Annotated in this window: 20 protein-coding genes, 1 pseudogene and 1 other annotated feature; of the genes and pseudogenes, 8 read left to right on the top strand and 13 right to left on the bottom strand. The window is 44.7% G+C overall.

The features are described from left to right. Positions 1–280 precede the first annotated feature (280 nt). Positions 281–727, top strand: coding sequence for a GNAT family N-acetyltransferase (locus tag NST94_RS06365; RefSeq protein ID WP_036679492.1), 447 nt, complete (start codon positions 281–283; stop codon positions 725–727). A gap of 22 nt (positions 728–749) precedes the next feature. Here NST94_RS06365 and NST94_RS06360 read toward each other — a convergent pair whose 3' ends face one another. From NST94_RS06360 to NST94_RS06340, 5 genes are all read right to left on the bottom strand, one after another. Then, on the bottom strand, positions 750–1,079 hold the full coding sequence (locus NST94_RS06360; RefSeq protein WP_076302182.1) for a hypothetical protein: 330 nt from the start codon (positions 1,077–1,079) through the stop codon (positions 750–752). A gap of 184 nt (positions 1,080–1,263) precedes the next feature. Next, positions 1,264–2,220, bottom strand: coding sequence for an ABC transporter permease (locus tag NST94_RS06355; protein ID WP_036679496.1), 957 nt, complete (start codon positions 2,218–2,220; stop codon positions 1,264–1,266). Next, positions 2,221–3,294 carry an ABC transporter permease gene (locus tag NST94_RS06350; protein WP_076107269.1) on the bottom strand — a complete coding sequence of 358 codons (1,074 nt, stop codon included), beginning with the start codon at positions 3,292–3,294 and terminating at the stop codon, positions 2,221–2,223. It abuts the gene before it with no gap. Next, positions 3,287–4,825: an ABC transporter ATP-binding protein gene (locus NST94_RS06345; protein ID WP_036679500.1), complete on the bottom strand. Its 1,539-nt coding sequence runs from the start codon at positions 4,823–4,825 to the stop codon at positions 3,287–3,289. Before NST94_RS06345 ends, NST94_RS06350 begins: the two co-directional genes overlap by 8 nt. Before the next feature lie 179 nt (positions 4,826–5,004). Continuing rightward, a complete protein-coding gene (locus NST94_RS06340) occupies positions 5,005–6,042 on the bottom strand; it encodes a BMP family ABC transporter substrate-binding protein (protein WP_339281787.1) in 1,038 nt (345 codons plus the stop codon). Between the two features lie 309 nt (positions 6,043–6,351). Between NST94_RS06340 and NST94_RS06335 the strand changes: the two genes are divergently transcribed. Continuing rightward, complete coding sequence (locus NST94_RS06335) at positions 6,352–6,894, top strand: acyl-CoA thioesterase (RefSeq protein ID WP_051491073.1); 543 nt, start codon at positions 6,352–6,354, stop codon at positions 6,892–6,894. 129 nt (positions 6,895–7,023) lie between these two features. On the opposite strand, the gene rplT is transcribed toward NST94_RS06335, so the two are convergent. The 4 genes from rplT to NST94_RS06315 all read right to left on the bottom strand — a co-directional run bounded on the left by rplT (position 7,024) and on the right by NST94_RS06315 (position 9,692). Next, a complete protein-coding gene (gene rplT / locus NST94_RS06330; RefSeq protein WP_036679505.1) occupies positions 7,024–7,383 on the bottom strand; it encodes a 50S ribosomal protein L20 in 360 nt (119 codons plus the stop codon). Between the two features lie 31 nt (positions 7,384–7,414). After that, positions 7,415–7,615 (bottom strand): 50S ribosomal protein L35, encoded by a 201-nt coding sequence (gene rpmI, locus NST94_RS06325; protein WP_036679507.1) that lies wholly within the window; start codon positions 7,613–7,615, stop codon positions 7,415–7,417. Between the two features lie 60 nt (positions 7,616–7,675). Beyond that, positions 7,676–8,173 carry a translation initiation factor IF-3 gene (infC, locus tag NST94_RS06320; protein ID WP_036679510.1) on the bottom strand — a complete coding sequence of 166 codons (498 nt, stop codon included), beginning with the start codon at positions 8,171–8,173 and terminating at the stop codon, positions 7,676–7,678. A gap of 57 nt (positions 8,174–8,230) precedes the next feature. After that, positions 8,231–8,375: a sequence feature (ribosomal protein L20 leader region), on the bottom strand. Between the two features lie 78 nt (positions 8,376–8,453). Further along, a complete protein-coding gene (locus NST94_RS06315) occupies positions 8,454–9,692 on the bottom strand; it encodes a glycosyltransferase family 2 protein (protein ID WP_036679513.1) in 1,239 nt (412 codons plus the stop codon). A gap of 404 nt (positions 9,693–10,096) precedes the next feature. Between NST94_RS06315 and NST94_RS06310 the strand changes: the two genes are divergently transcribed. Together NST94_RS06310 and NST94_RS06305 are read left to right on the top strand one after the other, a co-directional pair. Next, complete coding sequence (locus NST94_RS06310; RefSeq protein WP_339172086.1) at positions 10,097–10,624, top strand: phosphatase PAP2 family protein; 528 nt, start codon at positions 10,097–10,099, stop codon at positions 10,622–10,624. A 51-nt stretch (positions 10,625–10,675) separates the two neighbouring features. Next, a pseudogene (locus NST94_RS06305) lies at positions 10,676–11,790 on the top strand (glycosyltransferase). 91 nt (positions 11,791–11,881) lie between these two features. Here NST94_RS06305 and trmB read toward each other — a convergent pair. Both trmB and NST94_RS06295 read right to left on the bottom strand, forming a co-directional pair. Further along, positions 11,882–12,598 carry a tRNA (guanosine(46)-N7)-methyltransferase TrmB gene (gene trmB / locus NST94_RS06300; RefSeq protein WP_036679523.1) on the bottom strand — a complete coding sequence of 239 codons (717 nt, stop codon included), beginning with the start codon at positions 12,596–12,598 and terminating at the stop codon, positions 11,882–11,884. 196 nt (positions 12,599–12,794) lie between these two features. After that, entirely contained in the window at positions 12,795–12,974 is a 180-nt protein-coding gene (locus NST94_RS06295; protein WP_036679526.1) for a hypothetical protein, read from the bottom strand. 324 nt (positions 12,975–13,298) lie between these two features. Here NST94_RS06295 and NST94_RS06290 point away from each other — a divergent pair, with 324 nt between their 5' ends. The 4 genes from NST94_RS06290 to NST94_RS06275 are packed head-to-tail and all read left to right on the top strand — an operon-like array spanning position 13,299 to position 16,852. Further along, positions 13,299–14,255, top strand: a complete 957-nt coding sequence (locus NST94_RS06290; protein WP_076107276.1) for a TIGR01212 family radical SAM protein — start codon at positions 13,299–13,301, stop codon at positions 14,253–14,255. After that, the gene (locus NST94_RS06285; RefSeq protein ID WP_076219068.1) at positions 14,255–14,857 is read left to right on the top strand and encodes a class I SAM-dependent methyltransferase; all 603 of its coding nucleotides are present in this window, start codon (positions 14,255–14,257) and stop codon (positions 14,855–14,857) included. Before NST94_RS06290 ends, NST94_RS06285 begins: the two co-directional genes overlap by 1 nt. 48 nt (positions 14,858–14,905) lie before the next feature. Beyond that, entirely contained in the window at positions 14,906–15,874 is a 969-nt protein-coding gene (locus tag NST94_RS06280) for a type I phosphomannose isomerase catalytic subunit (RefSeq protein WP_076128070.1), read from the top strand. Between the two features lie 27 nt (positions 15,875–15,901). Then, positions 15,902–16,852, top strand: a complete 951-nt coding sequence (locus tag NST94_RS06275) for an alpha/beta hydrolase (protein ID WP_339281786.1) — start codon at positions 15,902–15,904, stop codon at positions 16,850–16,852. A gap of 399 nt (positions 16,853–17,251) precedes the next feature. Here the strand turns inward: NST94_RS06275 and NST94_RS06270 are convergent, their stop codons facing one another. Then, entirely contained in the window at positions 17,252–17,401 is a 150-nt protein-coding gene (locus tag NST94_RS06270; protein ID WP_339281785.1) for a hypothetical protein, read from the bottom strand. A gap of 1,063 nt (positions 17,402–18,464) precedes the next feature. Then, complete coding sequence (locus tag NST94_RS06265) at positions 18,465–20,372, bottom strand: B12-binding domain-containing radical SAM protein (RefSeq protein WP_339281784.1); 1,908 nt, start codon at positions 20,370–20,372, stop codon at positions 18,465–18,467. Positions 20,373–20,378: the final 6 nt, after the last annotated feature.

Below are 20,378 nucleotides of genomic sequence, written 5' to 3'. Positions count from 1 at the left end.
AGGAAAACAGCTCCGAGGTGAGCTCGTATATAAGGGATTTCGGTGGAGGTTGCAGCAGATCCTCACACTCTCTGAGCAAAAGAGCCCTTAAAACTTCGTCCTCATCATTGCCGATACATGTATGTTCGATAAAATGTTTAGACACATTATATGATTCCTAACATGGATAAGTCAATACCCTTATTTTTAATATTGTCACAACTCCTACTTCTACGTGCTGGGAACCCCCACCATGCTCCCGACATATGATGTACGACAATGCGTAGAAAGGGGGCGCTCTATGATCCGTTATCGTCGACCCAAGCAGGATGACGTCATTATCCTTGATTTAATCGAGCGACAGCTTGTACCATTATCTCATTTGCCAAAGACTGAAATTGCCAAAATCAAAAAAGATATCCCCCGTCGTCTGGGACACGGTATCACCTTAGTCGCCTGTCCCGACTATGAGAGTGATCCAATGGGGTTTGTCCATTTCCTGCTGCATGGTGATTTACTTTATATCGATATGTTAGCCATAGCACCCGCAGCACGGCGCAAACACTTGGGGAATATGCTCATGGATCGAGCAGAACGATTTGCACTATCACGCGGATGTCATCGGGCTAAGGTATCCGTCGATTTAGGAAACACAGCAGCTCTTGCCTTTTATCAAAAATTGGGCTACAGCGTAGCCCGTTATCAATCCCTAAGCTTCTGTTACGAATTGGAGAAAAGGTTCATCTAGTTAAATCAAATTTCAACTGAACTTAAAAGAATCCGAAAGGTGGATAGGGTGTGCCTCCGTACCCGTAACCTCCATAAGGATTGCCATAGCCAGGACCTCCGCCATAAGGCGCTCCACCGCCATAGCCACCACCAAAAGCATAAGGTGCTGTACCAATAGCTAGCAAATCAAACAACACTAAAGGAATGATTGCTTTGGTTTGTACTTTTTTACCACTTACGCGTTGTAATATCAGACGATTTCCGGATACACGAAGCAGTTTCCCTGACACCTGAGTACCGTCCTTTTTTACTGCAATGATCTGCTTACCTACGAGTCTCATAACCTGCTTCTTCGTAACTGGCTTAGTCATATGATCCCCTCCTAAATGTTTTGTACGCCTCTCATTTGCATCATCTACAAAACAGTCTATTCGATGGAAAGGACCTTCGCCTGTACACTTGCCCTCCTGCCTCAATGTTTATCCTTGCTGATCCTAATAAAAAAGCCGTATTTCCGGGAAAAGACCGGAAATACGGCTTTGAATAGTTACATGTCTATCGCTTACCAGGATCGTATGGCTGTCCTAATGCCTTAGGAGCAGAGGAACGGCCTACAGCCCCTACCAGCACGATGATAGTCAGTACATAAGGGATCATAAAGATAAACTCTTGAGGAATATTTTGTGACCACTCATACAATTGAACATAGTTGCGAATCGCTTGGGAGAATCCGAAGAATACCGCTGCACCAAAGGCACCAAGTGGATTCCATTTCCCAAAGATCATCGCTGCAATGGCGATAAAACCTTGACCAGAGATTGTATTATGTCCAAAGGTTCCGGTTGTTGTTAAAGTGATTGTAGCTCCACCAATACCCGCCATCAATCCACTCAACATTACACCGATATATCTCATCCGATTAACTTTTACACCCAGTGTATCTGCAGCACTTGGATGCTCACCTACTGCACGCAAACGCAATCCAAATGGCGTCTTAAACAGAACCAAATAAATAACGATGACCAGTATTATGGCCAGATAAGTTGTAGGATAGGAATTAAAAATCCCTTCACCAATCACTGGGATTTTGGAGAGCCCAGGAATTGCAACCTTGCTAAACCCATCAATGATCGGAGTTTCAGCAGATCCATCAAACAGGAGCTTTACCATATAGAGCGTGCTTCCTGCAGCTAAAAAGTTAATAACCGTACCACTAATCGTCTGATCAGATTTAAAGGTTATAGATGCAACCGCATGAATTAGTGAGCCTAGCACACCAACAGCTATAGCACAGAGTACACCAACCCAAGGAGCCCATTCGCCCATTCCAGCGTCCTGAGCATAATAACCGCCTACTGCTGCCGCAAAGGCACCAAACATCATCAAACCTTCAAGTCCAATGTTTACGACACCGGAACGTTCAGAGAAGATGCCGCCAAGTGAGGCAAAAATGAGCGCTGTGGAAAAAACAAGCGTTGTATTAAGCAGTTGACCTAACGTCTGCAGATCCATCTATAACACCTTCTCTTTCTTGCGCTTGAAGTAAAAGGGCTTAAGCACCCAGCGCACAATCCCTTGTGCCGCAATAAAGAATATGATTGAACCAATAACGATACGAATAAGCTCTGGTGGAACATCTGCAGCAAAACTCATACCCGCAGAACCATAAGTCAGCGTACCGTAGAGAATCGCAGCCAGAATAACACCAAGTGGATGTGTTAAACCAAGAAGAGCAACAGCGATACCATCAAATCCATATCCTGGCGATGCCGCGAAAATAGCTTGATAATGGAATACACCAAGCACCTCTCCTGCTCCGGCCAGACCGGCGAATACACCACTTATGAACATTGCCTTCATAACGTTACGTCCAACATTCATCCCTGCATATTCGGCAGCATGTGGATTGTAACCAACTGCACGCATTTCGTAGCCCTGCTTGGTCTTCCATAAGTACACATAGAAGAATACCGCTGCAGCAAGAGCAATAGCTGTACCCCAGTGTAGACGTGCATTATCAAATATCGAATTCAAAAAGGTCATGGAAAGCGAGGCCGGAATATCCTCGGAACGATTTTGTCCTGGAAGCAACAAAAAGTTTCTAACGATATAATTCGACAGGTAAAGAGCAATCCAGTTTAACATGATTGTGGTAATAACTTCGTTAATTCCACGTTTTGCTTTCAAATAGCCAGCGATCCCTGCCCATAAACCACCGCAGACACCCGCAATAATTACAGCAAGCGGGACAAGCAGGAAGGATGGCAGACCTGCCATCTTAATACCCACCACTGTTGCCGCTGTCATACCAATCATTACTTGGCCATCTGCCCCGATATTAAACATCCCTGAACGGAATGCGAAAGCTACGGCTAGCCCGGTGAGCATTAATGGTGTCATTTCGCGCACAGCTTCACCAAAGTTATACAAATTACCAAACACCCGTTTGAACAGTGCGGAGTAAGCAGTTATCGGATCATAACCGCCCAGAAGCATAACTATTGCTCCCACAAGAAAACCAAGCACGATGGCAACCAGAGGAACGATGTAGCTGTCAGTTGTGAAGATTTTTTTGAACTTATTCAACTGCCTTACCTCCCCGCTGCAAGCTGCCTGCCATCATAAGACCCAGTTCCTGATCATTCGTATCTTGCGGGAACACTTCACCGACAATTTTCCCTTCATAGATAACAGCGATTCTGTCAGAGACGTTCATAATCTCGTCCAATTCAAAGGAAATAAGTAGAACAGCCTTTCCTTGATCACGCTGAGCTATGAGTTGCTTCTGAACAAATTCGATAGCCCCAACATCTAAACCGCGCGTAGGTTGTGCGGCAATTAACAATGTCGGATTTTTATCTATTTCCCGCGCAATAATCGCTTTCTGTTGATTTCCGCCGGATAAAGAACGGGCTTTGGTCTCTATTGAAGGTGTACGTACATCAAATTGCTCTATAAGCTTCGCTGCGTACTTATCAATGACATCATTTTGCAAAAAGCCATTTTTGTTGTAAGGACTCTTATAATAGGTTTCCAAAACCATATTCTCACTCATGGTGAAATCAAGCACTAATCCATGCTTGTGACGGTCCTCAGGAATATGAGAGACATTCATCTCTGAAACCTTCCGCGGTGATAAATTAGCAATTTCATTGCCAGAAACGGTTATCGAACCCGAATCAATTTTGCGCAGACCTGTAATGGCCTGGATCAACTCACTTTGTCCATTGCCATCTACGCCAGCAATCCCGAGAATTTCCCCTGCTTTAACTTCAAAGCTAAGACCATCCAGTACGGAGACCCCGTCTTTACTCTTACTGCTGACATCCTTCAGTTTGAGTACAGATTGGCCAACCTCAGGAGCTTTCTTGTCCACTTTAAAAGTTACGCCACGCCCAACCATTTTTTCAGCTAGCTCATTAGGATTGGTCTCTGCGGTATTCACAGTATCAATTACTTTCCCACGTCTAATAATGGTGACCCGATCAGATATTTGCATGATTTCTTTAAGCTTATGCGTGATCAAAATAATGGATTTTCCCTCTGCAACAAGCCGCTTCATAATCGCCATGAGTTCCGTAATTTCTTGAGGCGTAAGTACTGCGGTCGGCTCATCAAATATGAGAATATCCGCTCCACGGTACAGGGTCTTCATAATTTCTACCCTTTGCTGCATACCTACCGAAATGTCATGAATAACGGCATTTGGATTCACTTGCAGGCCATATTGCTCCGATAGCTTCCGAACCTGTTCCGCAGCGGATTTATAGTCAATTTTAAGACCTTTTTTTGGCTCCATCCCAAGAACAATATTCTCGGTCACCGTAAAAGGCTCCACAAGCTTGAAATGCTGATGAACCATACCAATACCAAGCTCAATAGCTTTATTGGGGTTATCAATAATAACCGGTTTCCCGTCGATTTCAATACTGCCTTCATCCGGTTGATACAATCCAAATACAATGTTCATTAAAGTGGACTTGCCTGCACCATTCTCACCAAGCAATGCAAGGATTTCACCCTTTTTAAGCGTCAAACTAATGGAATCGTTAGCAACAATACCGGGAAAGCGTTTTGTGATTTGCTTCAACTCTACGACAGGAGCCGCAGCACTCATGGAATCACCCTCATCACAGAATATATAACTACCTTATAGACACGGATGTACCGCCCTTTGTAAGGCGGTATATCTATGTTCCTCTTATCATAACCAGTGCTTTAACAAGGAATAAGGCCAGCACAACACCGGCCTTATTCTTTGATCCTTATTGTAATGCAATAAATGGAGACTAACTATTACTCGGAAGGAACAGTGATTGTTCCATCAATGATTTGTTTTTTGTATTCTTCAACTTTAGCCAGGATCTCTTCAGAAACGTTGTCCTTAGTATCAGAAATACCTACACCATTATCTTTCAGACCAAGAACGGTTGTAGTACCACCCTTGAACGTACCGTCAATTACTTCTTTAGAAACTTTAAGAACAGCTTCGTCTACACGTTTGATCATGGAAGTCAAAGTAACGTCAGTACCAAACTCGATGGATTGGTCTTTATCTACACCAATAACCCATACTTTAGTACCGCCTGCTTTGTTACGAGCTTTAGCTTCGTTGAATACGCCATTTCCTGTTTGTCCAGCAGCAGGGAAGATAATGTCGTTTCCGTCGTTATACAATGTAGCCGCAAGAGATTTACCAACGTCTGGTTTGTCATAACCACCAGCATAAGTAGGTGTTACTTTAGCTGAAGGGTTAACTGCTGCTACACCAGCTTTAAAGCCAGCTTCAAAACGTTTGATTACAGGGCTTTCCAGACCACCGATGAATGCAACTTTGTTAGTTTTTGTAGTCAGACCAGCAACCACACCAACCAAGAAGGAACCTTCATTTTCGGAGAAAGTAACGGAAGCTACGTTAGGAGCTTCAACTACGCTATCAATGATAGCCAAGTTAGCATTTGGGTTCTCAGTAGCTACTTTTTTAATTGCGTCGCCAAGATCAAAACCAATACCCCAAGTCAAATTGTATCCATCTTTAACGAAGGAGTTAAGGTTTGGCTCATAGTCAGCATTTGATTTACTTTGCAAGTACTTAACGCCACTACCTGTTTCTTTTTCAAGAGCTTGCAATGCTTCCCATGCGGATTGGTTAAACGATTTATCGTTTACGCCACCAATGTCAGTAACCATACCAAATTTGAAATCGGATTTAGGTGCGTTTGTTCCTGCATTAGTTTCACCTTTAGCGGCGTTGTTATTGTTGTTTCCACAGCCTGTCAAAACGACTGTAAGAGACAGCAACATTGCAAGAGATAGCTTTAAACCTTTTTTCATTGAATGTAATCCCCCTTAAAATATTGGATGTCTTCTGTGTTCTGCTTGGACATTCCATTAGTTCAAATTATAACTGCAATAAAATCTAAAATCCAGTGCATAAATGACCTCAGGTCAATAATAATTTGCACTTTTTAGCAAGTAACCGCTTTCCATGACATAGCATGTTACAGTTATGTCTGGTTAATGTCAGAAACCCTGATTTTACTCTGTATAGTATTCCAACACATTACAAATATTATTGCACACTTAAGTGTTTTCTATTATTATGATTCCTTAGTAATTGCACTGAAAGGAAGTTATCAGATCATGACCGAAGAAATAAATCCACAAACAACACCGGCCTTCAAATATTGCCGTGAATCCCGTGTCTTCAAAACCGGACGCGTTTTCCCTAATGATGTCAATAATCACAAAACATTATTCGGTGGCAAGCTTATGAGCGGCATTGATGAAGTAGCCTCCATTTCAGCTATGCGCCATTGTCGAACTAACGTCGTCACAGCCTCTACAGACTCTGTAGACTTCTTGAGACCCATTCGCCCTACTGACTCCGTATGCTTTGAATCCTTCGTCTCCTGGACCGGACGGACAAGCATAGAGGTGTTTGTGAAGATCATTTCAGAAAATCTATATACTGGAGAGCGCGCTGTCGCTGCTACTTCATTCCTAACCTTTGTCGCAGTCGAAGAGGATGGCACGCCTACTCCGGTCCCAGCTATCATCCCAGAGACAGACGAAGAGAAGCTGATCAACGAATCTGCTAATGAACGTTCCGAGCTACGAAAAGTTCGCCGCAATATCAGCAAAAAACTCGCCGCTCAATTAAACACCATAAAGTACTGGGAATAGCTCTGCAGATGCAGAGCTTTTTCTTTTATGTAGGGAATGTCAACGCTGCTTCATCCCTATCTTACCGCACAAAAAAGCACCGCTGCATGGGCAACCCGCAGGCGGTGCTTTTCGGTTATATTACAACACTTACGCGTTGATTTTCTCTTTAGCAATACCAGCCAAGGAGTTGAATGCGTTAAGATCATTCACAGCCAGATCAGCCAGCATTTTACGGTTAACTTCTACACCAGCCAATTTCAGGCCGTATACAAGCTTGCTGTAAGAAAGACCGTTCAAACGAGCTGCTGCATTAATACGAACGATCCACAGTCTGCGGAAGTTACGTTTAGTTTGACGACGGTCGCGGTAAGCGTAAACCATCGATTTCATTACTTGTTCTTTAGCTGTTTTAAAAATACGGTGTTTAGAACCGAAATAACCTTTTGCCAATTTCAACACTTTTTTATGTTTACGACGAACTACAAATCCGCCCTTAACTCTTGCCATATTAATAAACCTCCCAAAAATGTGTAATAAACTATTTCAAGTTAGCCAATCCTTGTTTCAAACGTCTTACATCCCCAGGGGCCATTACTGGATTTCCGTTCAGAACGCGCTTAGCGCGTTTAGATTTGTGGGACAGCAAGTGGTTTTTGTGAGCTTTGTAACGTGTTACTTTACCAGTTCCGGTAATTTTGAAGCGGCCTTTCAGGCTGCTGTGTGTTTTCATCTTAGGCATGGTGTTTCCTCCTTGAATATTATGCGGCGCCAAATTGCAGATAAGCAAGTGACTCCAGATTTATTGAGCTTTAGGAGCCAAAATCATAATCATGCTGCGGCCTTCCAGCTTTGGCTGGCGCTCAACAACAGATATATCAGCCACTTCGTTCTTCACTCGTTCGAGGATTTTTTGGCCGATATTCGCGTGTGTAATCTCACGTCCGCGGAAACGTACGGAGCACTTCACTTTATCGCCCTCACCCAAGAACTTGATCACATTGCGGAACTTAGTTTGATAATCATGTTCCTCAATGTTAGCACGGAACCAGACTTCCTTGATATCAACGACCTTCTGGTTTTTACGCGCTTCCTTCTCTTTCTTCTGCGTTTCATAACGGAACTTGCCGTAATCCATGATGCGGCATACCGGCGGCTTAGCCTGTGGTGCTACATTGACTAGATCCAGATTAAGATCGATCGCCATTTGCAGCGCTTCGCGGATCGGTTTAATTCCGATTTGCTCACCTTCCGCACCAACCAACCGTACCTCTTTGGCCCGAATTTCATCATTGATCATATGTTCCTTACTGATAACTCTCCACCTCCGGATCTTTTTAACAACTATTCTCACGTAACTCCATAAAAAAGGGGTGCCGGTAACACCCGACACCCCGTGTTTGATCAACGTTCATGAACATTAACATTCATAAAGCATTGAGATCAAAACCAGCCGGCGAATATGCCAGTCAGGTGAGAAGCAGGTGCTTCTTCTTGCAATCCCTATGATTTGCGTACTTGAATACTATACACCACACTATTTGGGGTGTCAATCCTTTTATGCAGAAATTTCGTGAATTTTATACCTGCTTACTTTGTACTTCTTCAAGTCGTACTACGCGAGTATGCTTGGTATGGCTCCATTGCTTATTGTTCTGCGTGAAGAACGCATAGAACGTAATCGGATACCACGAGATCAAGTAGATCGGGAAGAATACAAGATAAGCATATACTTTCTTGAACGTAACCTTCTCTAATGCCATCGCAATACCAAAAGTCACCAGATTGGCGCCAATAGCCAGGAAGCTGAGCCAGATCGGCAAGCTGCCGTAAATGTTAGCGATATTCGGTCCGTTAAAGAACGCCATATCCACCCACATTACCGCCGTCATTAAAAAAGTGAGCAATACAATATATACATTCGCTCCATAAAGCGCGAGGTCAAACTTCGTTAAGCTGCGTTCTTTAATACTTTGCCAAAGCAATGGGAAAAAATAACGGCGAGCAACAGTGAAGTGCCCCTGCATCCAACGCAGACGCTGTCTTGAGGAGGCCTTGAAGGTTAACGGCTTCTCATCAAATACCTTTGCATCATAATTGAACTTAGGATATACACCATGTGCTGCACTACGCATCGTAAACTCCAAGTCCTCGACCAAACTTGTAGCTCCCCAGCCCATTTCTTTAAGAAGTGTGGTCTCAAAACACATTCCGGTTCCGCCAAGGAAGTTAGCCATATTTAAATTATGGCGTGAAAGTTGCCACAAACGGTTAATATACCAGTACGAAATACCATAAGCAGCTGTAATCCAGGAATCCTCTGGATTCTTGGTGTCGATATAACCTTGGATTACCCGTGCACCTGAACAAAGATCATTATTCATCTCCATCAGGAACTCAGTATGCGCCAAGTTATCGGCATCGAACATGACAACAGCATCATATTGCCGGGGCATAGCCCACAGCTCTTTAAGCATCCATTCTATTGCGTAGCCTTTACCTCTCAGATTTGCATTGGTGCGGACACAGGCGTTCATGCCGTGTTCTCTAACGATGCGAGCTGTACCGTCTGTACAATTGTCACAAATTACAAATACATCGTACAGTTCTGATGGATAATTAAGCTGCTTCAGATTCTCCATTAATGCGCCGACAACTTCTTCCTCGTTATGTGCGGCAACAAGTACGGCAAAAGATTTTTCCGGCTTATACTGCGTTTTTTTCTTTTTCCTGTGCAGTCCGAATAATGAAAACGTAAACTGATAGACTGCGATTGCTGCCAAGATCACTTGGAGCGTAACAAACAGTGCGTCTGTCATGACCTTTTGATGCCCCCTTTTTTCACTCTTGGTGTTCTTTTTTTCTCTCTAGCTTGCTTGACGTTCTTTCTGACCCTTTTGTTGCATCCCTTAACAATAGACCAAGAGTATTCTTATTCTCGGCAGACTTCACAATTTTTATATATGCTGTTTAAAAGAATTCTATGGATTCCTTTTTTTGAATCCTTATTTATCTCTTACCCTTTTAAACAGGTTTAGTCTGCTTGAATCATTGTAAAGCGTAATAGTGCTCTAAGTCAAAACTGGCAAATTTCGTGTAAACCTGAGCTTTTCCTTGAAATGAACTACCTTTAAAAAGTATGATTAAGACAGATCTAAGCTATAGAACGGATTACTGCATTAACATCTGTTAACGGTAGCCGGACTAGCGGAGGGAATTAGATATGAGACATTTATTCATGAAACTACATCTCTGGGAGCGGAATCTTTTTAAGTGGATCAACGGACGAATGCATAATCGTTTTTTGAACTTTTGGCTCTTTTACCTTACTCATTTGGGTGGAGCTACAAGCACGATTGTTATCAATATACTGGTATGGGTATTAGCTCCTGAGCCTTGGAGAACTACAGGTTTACAAGCCTTGACAGCACTAGCTGTCAGCCATATACCCGTAGCTATCGCCAAAAAACTGTACCCGCGTATGCGTCCTTATCTGGCGTTACCGGAAACCAATACTTTTCGTAATCCATTAAAGGATCATTCTTTTCCATCTGGTCATACTACAGCTATCTTTGCTTCTACGGTCCCTTATATGCTGGCGTTTCCTGCTTTGACCGTTATTCTGCTGCCGCTAGCTTGTATTGTCGGATTTTCTCGTATTTATCTTGGATTGCATTATCCATCAGATGTTATAGCTGGCGCAGTGATCGGTTCCTGCGTAGCAGCTGGTACTATAGCCTTATGGATGTAAAGCATTTATTGTTAATAACCGGGAAAACCCTTGAGAATAGGTGAATCAACATTGCGTAAAAAAAGAATCTTAATACTCTCGGAAGGTTTTGGCGCCGGACATACACAAGCAGCTTATGCGTTGTCGAGCAGTCTGCGCCAATTATCGCCTAATTTACAAACGAAGGTGCTAGAACTTGGAAATTTTTTAAACCCCAAGATGGCACCTATTATTCTGTCTGCTTACCGAAAGACGGTAACGACACAGCCAAAATTGATGGGTTATGTCTACCGTCACCAGAAATCATTCAATCGTCTTACCACGCTTGCCTTGCATCGTATATTTTATACGCATGCCAAAAATATTGTGAGGCAACTGAAACCCGACGTAATTGTCTGCACACATTTTATTCCAGGTGCTGTAGTGTCCCGCCTAAAGAGATTGGATCCTACCCTAAATGTGCCGCTCGTCACCGTCATAACGGATTATGATGCGCATGCAACCTGGATTAGCCCAGAGGTAGACCTTTACCTGGTTTCAACACCTGAGGTTAAATCCAAATTGCGCAGCCGAAATATTCCTGCCACGAAAATTCAGGTAACAGGTATACCGATACACCCTAATTTTTGGAAGCATCCCGGAAAGCAGGAGATTCGAGAGCAATTCAATCTGCGGGAGATGCCAACCGTTCTAGTCATGGGCGGCGGCTGGGGAATCATGAACGACCAAGTCGTAAATGCTTGTCTGGCGGAATGGCGTGACAAGATTCAGATTGTTTTCTGTCTCGGCAATAACGAACAGCTGCTAAAGGAAATGAAAGAAGACCCGCATTATAATCATCCTAATATCTCCTTACTCGGCTTTACGCGTGAAATCCACAAGCTGATGGAGGTGTCCGATCTGCTGGTTACAAAACCGGGAGGAATGACCTGCAGTGAAGGGCTTGCAAAAGGTATTCCGATGCTCTTCCATCACCCTCTTCCCGGCAGGAGGAGGAGAATTGCCGCTACTTTACTGCAGCCGGCTTCGGAGAACCCATCGAATCTTTAGAGGTTGTCGAAATGTGGATGGAGCGCCTCTTAAACAACTATGAGGATGTGCAAAACAAGCGCAAACTTCATCTTGAAGAAATTGCGCGCTACCATCCTTTACAATGTGCTCAGAGTATCATCGAATTATTGGAATAGTTAATTAAAAAAGCGGCAGCCTCCAAACTACTTTACTTGGAGAGTTGCCGCTTTATTATTGAAGCATGCCATTTGAAGCAGTGCTTTGTAACTACAGCCGATATTTATCCAATCGGGTAGCCTGATACTGTTTGAGTGCTTCTGCACCTACAATTGCCTCGCAACGATGGATATTCACGCCACGTCCGACAAATTTCGTCTCATATTCTGTCATGATATGATCCTCGTTGATGATGCCATCTGCATGTAGGTCCAAAGAAATATTTTTCATCTGCAAGCCAAAGTCCGCAAAGGCATTTAATGAGAACTCAAAAAGACTGCGGGAATCTGTTTTTAGATGAATTTCACCTAGATCGCTAAGCAAACCGCGATATTTGTCAAGAAAACGTGGATGTGTCAAACGACGCCGGGCATGCTTGCTTTTAGGCCACGGATCGCTGAAATTAAGATAAATCCGTTCAAGCTCTCCCGGAGCAAATACTTCCTCAGCATAATCGATATTTGCAAGTGCCAATTTCAGGTTAGGCGGTGTTTCATGTCCTGCCGGCTCCCATACTGCTCTAGCCTTATCTCCAGCACGGCGGATCAGCTCATCATACATATCCACTCCGATAAAGTTAATATCAGGATATTTAAAGCTCATTTGGCTGATAAACTGTCCTTTGCCCATTCCGAACTCCACATGGATCGGATGATCGTTACCGAACAGCTTGGACCACTCACCTTTATAACTCCGAGGATCTAGAATGACTAAATCCGTCTGTTCTTCCAAACTTTCACGTATTCCTTTTCTTCCGCGTAAACGCATAGGTATTCCTCCGATTATCTCTTATACGATAACTGTCACTTGCAATATTGTGCCGAAATTGTCCCAAAAAGTAAAGGGATTGCGGTAAAAAAAGAAAAAGGAATTCTCTGGTTCAGCTCTTAAATGAGCTGTTCAGAGGAATTCCTTCGTTGTTGTATATTGGAATAGATTTCGTTCTTGTCTGGCAAATCAAGATTTACTTTGTGTTTGTGGCAAATGTCTTTTTTTCGAATGCGCTACGAATTTTGCGCTGCGCATCTGTCTTGATCTTAGGGTTGCCGTTAAATTCCACGCCCGTTAGTGCAAGGGCTTCATCTGGTGTTAAGTGGACTTCAATCGAATCTTTACCCTCAGCATATACCGTTTGAGAATTCATTGCTATCACCTCACGGTTATTATTATGGATCGGACGACACGAAATTATGAACTCTTGGATGAATTTCTTTATGCCACAGCAGCTTTTCACACTCTGAATATAACATACTATGTAAGCATTTTCAAGCTGAAAGCGCCTTATTTCCTGCCTATTTTTCATGCCGTTATGAGGAGTCAATGTTACGCCGAGCTCGGTTTTTTGATACAATGTATTGGATTATAAGAAACGGCTGTGCGTTCTCTGGGATAAGGACGCCATCTGTCTCAGAAAAATATAAGGATAAGGAATCTTATCCATAATTATATTTTCAGAAAGGGGCTTCTCGTGTCTAATCTTCAATACACTTCTCCTCCGCAACTTTGGGGAGATAAACGTTTTCATACTTGGAATTACGAAATGCGTGAACACATGAACACCAAGGTATTCAAAGTTATGCTTGATGCAGGCTTTACCTGTCCCAATCGTGACGGCTCCATTGCTAAGGGAGGCTGCACATTTTGCAGTGCCAGAGGTTCTGGTGATTTTGCCGGAAGCCGCCGAGATGACCTAGTCACACAATTCAATAACGTCCGTGACAGACAGCATCTGAAATGGCCAAATGCTAAATATATCGGTTACTTCCAAGCCTATACTAATACGTACGCTCCGGTCGAAGAGCTGAGAGAATATTTCGAAGTTATTTTGCAGCAGCCTGGTGTCGTTGGATTGTCTATTGCTACCCGCCCTGACTGTCTGCCGGATGATGTGGTCGAATATTTAGCAGAGCTGAACAAGCGTACGTATCTTTGGGTAGAGATGGGTCTTCAGACTATACATGACTCCACTTCTGAGCTTATTAACCGGGCGCATGATACGCAGTGTTATGTGGAGGCTGTGGAAAAGCTGCGCCGTCACAATATTCGAATCTGTACCCATATCATTCACGGTCTCCCACAGGAGACGCACGAAATGATGCTTGAAACGGTATCTGCTGTAGCTCGCATGGATGTGCAGGGAATTAAGATTCACCTTCTGCATCTCATGCGGAAAACACCAATGGTGAAGCAGTATGAAGCAGGATTGCTCCGATTCATGGAACAGGACGAGTATGTGAAGCTGATTGCTGATTCACTTGAAATTCTGCCCCCTGAGATGATTGTTCATCGCTTGACTGGAGATGCCCCACGGGATCTCTTAGTTGGACCGATGTGGAGTCTCAAGAAATGGGAAGTGCTAAATGCCATTGACGATGAGCTTGTTGCTCGTGATACTTGGCAGGGTAAGTATTGGAGGAAGGGCTAATGGGCTTTATGTCCGTTCTAAGCTTTGCTCATAAATTAATCTCTGAGCGGCTAACTTTAGGTGACCGTGCGATTGATGCAACTGTAGGTACTGGTGCTGACACGCTTTTTCTAGCCAAAACAACCGGAGCTCGTGGCGAAGTCTACGGCTTTGACATTCAAGCTGCGGCGCTGAAGCTGGCAGAAGAACGTCTCCGGCTTGCGCGGGAGGACACTTCCTCACTCTCTGCCGTTACCTTACTGGAACGCAGCCATGCCGAAATGGCAGAAGCCGTCCCGGCTAACTGGCCAGGCACCGTTGGTGCTGTAATGTTCAATCTTGGCTATCTGCCTTCAGGCGATGCCGACAAGAATATCATTACTGAGCCGGATAGCTCTATTGCAGCCCTGGAAGCTTCACTCCAGCTGCTGCGTCCGGGGGGAATTATTACGGCTGTACTGTATCCTGGCCATGCAGGCGGAGATCTCGAAGCCGCCGCTGTTGAAGCTTGGGCTGCGACTGTTTCCCCTAAGGTAGCGCAGAGCATTGTATACCGCCAGCTGCAGCGCACGGACGCACCTTATGTAATTGCCCTCGAGAAGAAAAAAGGTTCCCCATCTTAAGCTTTATAAACAATCAAACTATCTTGTAATTGGGAAGGAAGATTACGAATGACACAACCATATCCTTTAAAATTTCAACCGGAGTTTAAAGAACGTGTCTGGGGTGGCCGCGCGCTGGAGAAATTCGGCCTGAATCTACCAGAAGGCCATATTGGTGAAGGCTGGATGATTGCCGATCATGCGAATGGAACATCTTCGGTGGTTAATGGAGAATTAGCTGGACAAGGTCTGGATCAAATTCGTGAGCAATTTGGTCACGAGTGGTTCGGAAGCAAGGGAATATCAGAAGCTGGTGGAAGATTTCCACTCTTGATCAAATTGTTGGATTGCAACGACAACCTTTCCGTTCAAGTCCATCCTACGGATGATTATGTAGGATTGCCTAAAGGTGAACTGGGTAAAACAGAGATGTGGTACGTATTAGACGCTAAGCCAGATGCAAAAATCATCTACGGCCTTAAAGAAGGCGTAGACCGTGAAACATTACGCGAAGCACTGGAAAAAGGCACGGTTATGGATAGCCTTCAAGAGGTATCTGTCTCCGCTGGCGATTCCTTCTACATCCCTGCCGGAACGGTACATGCTCTATGCGCTGGTGTCGTTGTAGCGGAAATCCAACAGAATTCCGACACTACATACCGTATTTATGACTACGACCGTCCAGGTCTAGATGGAAAACCACGCGAGCTTCATATTGAGGATTCTCTAAATGTTACAGCTTATGAAGGCGCTGGCGCTACTTCGATGAAGACCGATCATGCAGTGCCTGGAGAGTGGCTGCAGCTTGCCGCTTCACCTTATTTTATTGTCGAAAAAGGGATCGTAAATGGTTCATGGGATCTCACCACTTCAGAAGACAGCTTCACTATTCTGGTTATCTGCGAAGGCAGCGGACATCTGACTTGGGAAGGCGGCTCCCAGCCTTATGCCGCAGGGGAATGTTATCTGATTCCTTCCAACCTAGGCCGTTATACTATCGAGGGTCATTCTACTGTGCTTCGCTCTTATTTACCATAAGTCGAGAACCTTTAGGAGGAATGGACCATGAAGGAAAACAGCTTTACTCTAACGGATCCCATAGGTGTAACCATCCATGTCTATGAATGGTTACCTGAGTCCGATGTGCCAGTTAGAGGAATCGTGCAAATTTCACACGGGATGTGTGAAACTGCTGCCCGCTACGCTCGTTTTGCGGAAGCTTTAACCGGGGTTGGTTATGCAGTATATGCCAATGATCACCGGGGACATGGTAGAACCGCTGGTCAAGTCAATCTGCTTGGTGATGTTGGGGAGGACGGATTTTATTGGATGCGGCGTAATCTTCTGCAGGTAGGTGCCGCAGCACTCTCCAAGCATGAAGGAAAGCCCATCATTTTATTCGCACACAGTATGGGTTCCTTTCTGGGTCAAAAACTCATGTGCGAAGAAGGCAACGAAATCTATTCAGGGTTTATCCTAAGCGGGACAAACGGTCCACGCAGTATGCTGCGTATTGGAGAATCTCTGGCTAGCGCGCAGCTTAAGCTAAAGGGTGAGCATCATCGCAGTGTACTGCTGAACAGTCTGGTATTCGGCAGCTATAACCGCGCCTTTTCCCCGGTCAGAACAACATTTGATTGGCTGAGCAGCGATACTGCGGAAGTAGATAAGTACATTTCCGATCCATTCTGCGGAGCTATTTGTACAACACGCTTTTTCCGTGGTTTCTTCCACCTCCTAAGAGAGATCCATACTGAGGAATCACTTAGCACATTATGTACAGGTAAGCCCATTTATATATTCGGTGGGGATAAGGACCCTGTCGGGATGAACGGTCAAGGCATTCCCCGTCTTGCGGAGTTGTATAAGAAACGAGGAGTGTCAGACGTTGAGTTCCGACTCTATCCAGAAGGTAGACACGAAATGCTAAATGAAGTGAATCGAGATCAAGTCACAGCCGATGTGCTCAACTGGTTAAAGCGCCACCTTCCTTCAGAGGTTTCAACGATAAGTTAAGAAAAAACGCGGTTGTTAGTGAATTTATGAGACGAGAAATGAGACAACATAGAAGCGATGCTCCCGGTATATGGGAGATCGCTTCTTTGCGGTTTGCGTAGCTTATCTCAGCAGACTTCTCAATCTAACAATCTCCAGTTCCTTCGCGCATCTGAACTTTAGTAAATAAACTTCCGCCACCACTTTCGGACTCAGTTGACGCTGTCTTCAGCTCATCGCTCTCCCCCTCCACGTACAAACTCGGTTGTCGCTAGCTACACATCATCACTTTCCCACGCCGCTTGCGGACTCAGTTGACACTAACTACATATCATTACTCTCCCCGCTACTTCCGGACTCAGTTGACACTAACTACACATCATTACTCTTCCCGCTAATTTCGGACTCGGTTAACACTAACTACACATCGTCACTCTCCCCTCCACTTTCGGGCTCAGTTGTCACTAACCACACATCATTACTCTCCCCACTACTTCCGGACTCAGTTGACATTAACCACACATCATTACTCTCCCCGCTACTTCCGGACTCAGATGACGCTAACCACACTTCATTACTCTCCCCGCTACTTCCGGACTCAGTTGACGCTATTTGCTAATTTATAGCCTTTCGAGCTGGGTTTCGGACTCCAGTGCAGCTATTCATGTGAAACAGGTTCATATTTGGTGTGTTTCGTGCCAATAGCGACTATGCGGTCCGTTAGCATCCAAAAAACAGGATAATTCCACGTATAAGGTCCGCTGGGTCCGCCTGCGTCGGGTGACTCACCGCTTCCGGACTCAGTTGACACTAACTACACATCATTACTCTCCCCGCTACTTCCGGACTCAGTTGACGCTATTTGCTGATTTATAGCCTTTCGAGCTAGATATCGGACTCCAGTGCAGCTATTCATGTGAAACAGGTTCATATTTGGTGTGTTTCGTGCCAATAGCGATTATGCGGTCCGTTAGCATCCAAAAAACAGGATAATTCCACGTTATAAGGTCTGCTGGGTCCGCCTACGCCGAGTCATTACACTCTCCGCTAATTTCGGACTCAGTTAACACTAACTACACATCGTCACTCTCCCCTGCCACTTTCGATCTCAGTTGTTATCTAACTACACTCATTACTCTCCCCGCTACTTCCGGACTCAGTTGACGTTATTTGCTAACTTATAGCCTTTCGAGCTAGATATCGGACTCCAGTGCAGCTATTCATGTGAAACAGGATCATATTTGGTGTGTTTCGTGCCAATAGCGACTATGCGGTCCGTTAGCATCCAAAAAACAGGATATTTCCACGTATAAGGGCCGTTGGGTCCGCCTACGCCGGGTTACTCACCGCTTTCGGACTCAGATGACGCTATTTGCTAATTTATAGCCATTCGAGCTAGGTTTCGGACCCCAGTGCAGCTATTCATGTGAAACAGGTTCATATTAGGTGTTTTTCGTGCCAATAGCGACTATGCGGTCCATTAGCATCCATAAAACAGGATAATTCCACGTATAAGGGCCCCTGGGTCCGCCTGCGTCGGGTTACTCACCGCTTCCGGACTCCGTTGTCGCTATCGCCCAAGGCAAAAAATAGACCGTCCCATAAAGGAACGGTCTATCCTTCCACCCGCCTATTAAAAAGGCAGTGTGTAGTACTGAGCGCGTTGGCTCTCGTTCTGCTGATACATTACGATTAGTAGCGTGCGCCCTTCCCTAATGGAAGCGGGCTCCGCTACAGCTACAGCCGAGTTTACTGCTTGCGCAGTCTCTTCTAAACTACTATCCGCTGCTCCCTGTAATGGCGAGTCTGCCGAAGGCAACGCCTCCAGATTAGCCATATCAGCTTCACTATCCTCCAAGCCTTCATCGGCACGCATGCCGCTGATGGAATCCAGCACCGCTTCCAGCGAGAATGGCAATACTTCCAGCACAGTATACTTTTGCAGTTCTCTTTCGTTAAGTCCTGCTTCTGCTAACTGGGCAGAAATTTGACCTGGATTAGCCGCGATATCTTTCAAATAGCTCGACCAATCCGACTTATCCAGCACGAAATCCCACCAGATTTTGCGCGGCTTGTACTTGTGTCCAAGAAAATAGTCCAGCTTCATCAAGCCAGTTATAACATCCATAGACGGCGTCCCGCGATCTATCAGGAAGGACTGCAGGCGGGTGAAGAGATCTTCCAGCTGATGGCCAATCTTTTGCCAGCCTCTCTCCTCCCAATAGTCACCGAACTCCTGAAAGAAATCGAATGGCGAATCAAATACATGACGGATCAAGTACTTGGCCGTATGGTCCATCCGGTGGCTGTTCCAGTATTTCTCCAGCACATCCTCAAGCCGCTTCAAACGGATAATGTCTGAGAAAGGCATCATATGACTGCTAAGGATTTCATAAGGTGCGTGTTCCATATACGTGTACTCATATTTAGACGCCTGCGCCCGCAGCCCCGTTCCCCGCAGCATTTTGAGGAATCCTAGCTGTAGCTCTTCCGGCTCCATAACGAATACATCATTAAACGTTTTACGGAAGGTGCTGTAATCCTCCATAGGTAATCCGGCAATCAAATCCAGATGCTGATCGATATTGCCGCTTGCCTTAATCTTCATTACGGTACGGGACAGCTTTTTGAAATTCTGGCGGCGTTTAACAAGCTCATTCGTCTCATCGTTGGTAGATTGCACCCCAATTTCAAATCTAAAAATACCCGGAGGCGCATTCTTAGATAGGAAATCCAGAACTTCAGGCCGCATGATATCTGCGGTAATTTCGAACTGAAACACGCAGCCTTGATGATTATCGATCAGGAATTGAAACATTTCCATCGCATAGTTGCGGTTGATATTAAAAGTACGATCCAGAAATTTAATGATTTTGGCGCCATTCTGTATTAAATAAAGCAGATCGGATTTCACTCGTTCAATATCATAATAACGTACGCCTACCTCAATACTGGATAAACAGAACTGGCAGTTAAATGGGCACCCGCGGCTTGTCTCAAAATAAACAATACGTTTACTCAAATCTGGAATATCCTCAGGAAAACGATGCGGCGTAGGCAGGGTATTCAGATCGCTTTTGGGACGTGGTGGATTGACAATGATCTCTTCTCCCTTGCGATAAGCGGCTCCATACACAAAGTGAAACTTACGATCATCCCTTAGCTCCTGCAGCAAATGGTGGAACGTCTCTTCCCCATCTCCATTAACTATAAAATCAATGCCAGCTTCTCTTTTCATCCAATGAAGCGGCTCATACGAAACTTCCGGTCCTCCGAGAACAATCGTAACTTCAGGCATCACTTGCTTAAGAATACCAATCAGCTTCAGCGTCTCTTCGATGTTCCAGATATAACAGGAGAAACCAATCACATCTGGCCGTTTCTGAAACAAGTCGGACACAATATTCATCACGGGATCTTTGATGGTGTACTCTGCCAAATGAATATCCTTAAATTCATGCTCACTGTACGCTTTTAGCAAGCGGATTGCGAGTGAGGTATGAATATATTTGGCGTTTAACGTGGTCAGGACGATTTTCATGCTACA

Origin of the sequence: Paenibacillus sp. FSL H8-0282 (genome assembly GCF_037963825.1) — a bacterium.
Classification (GTDB): Bacteria; Bacillota; Bacilli; order Paenibacillales; family Paenibacillaceae; genus Paenibacillus_AQ; species Paenibacillus_AQ odorifer.
Note: the sequence above shows the minus strand (reverse complement) of the source record. Positions and strands in the feature narration are given on the sequence as shown.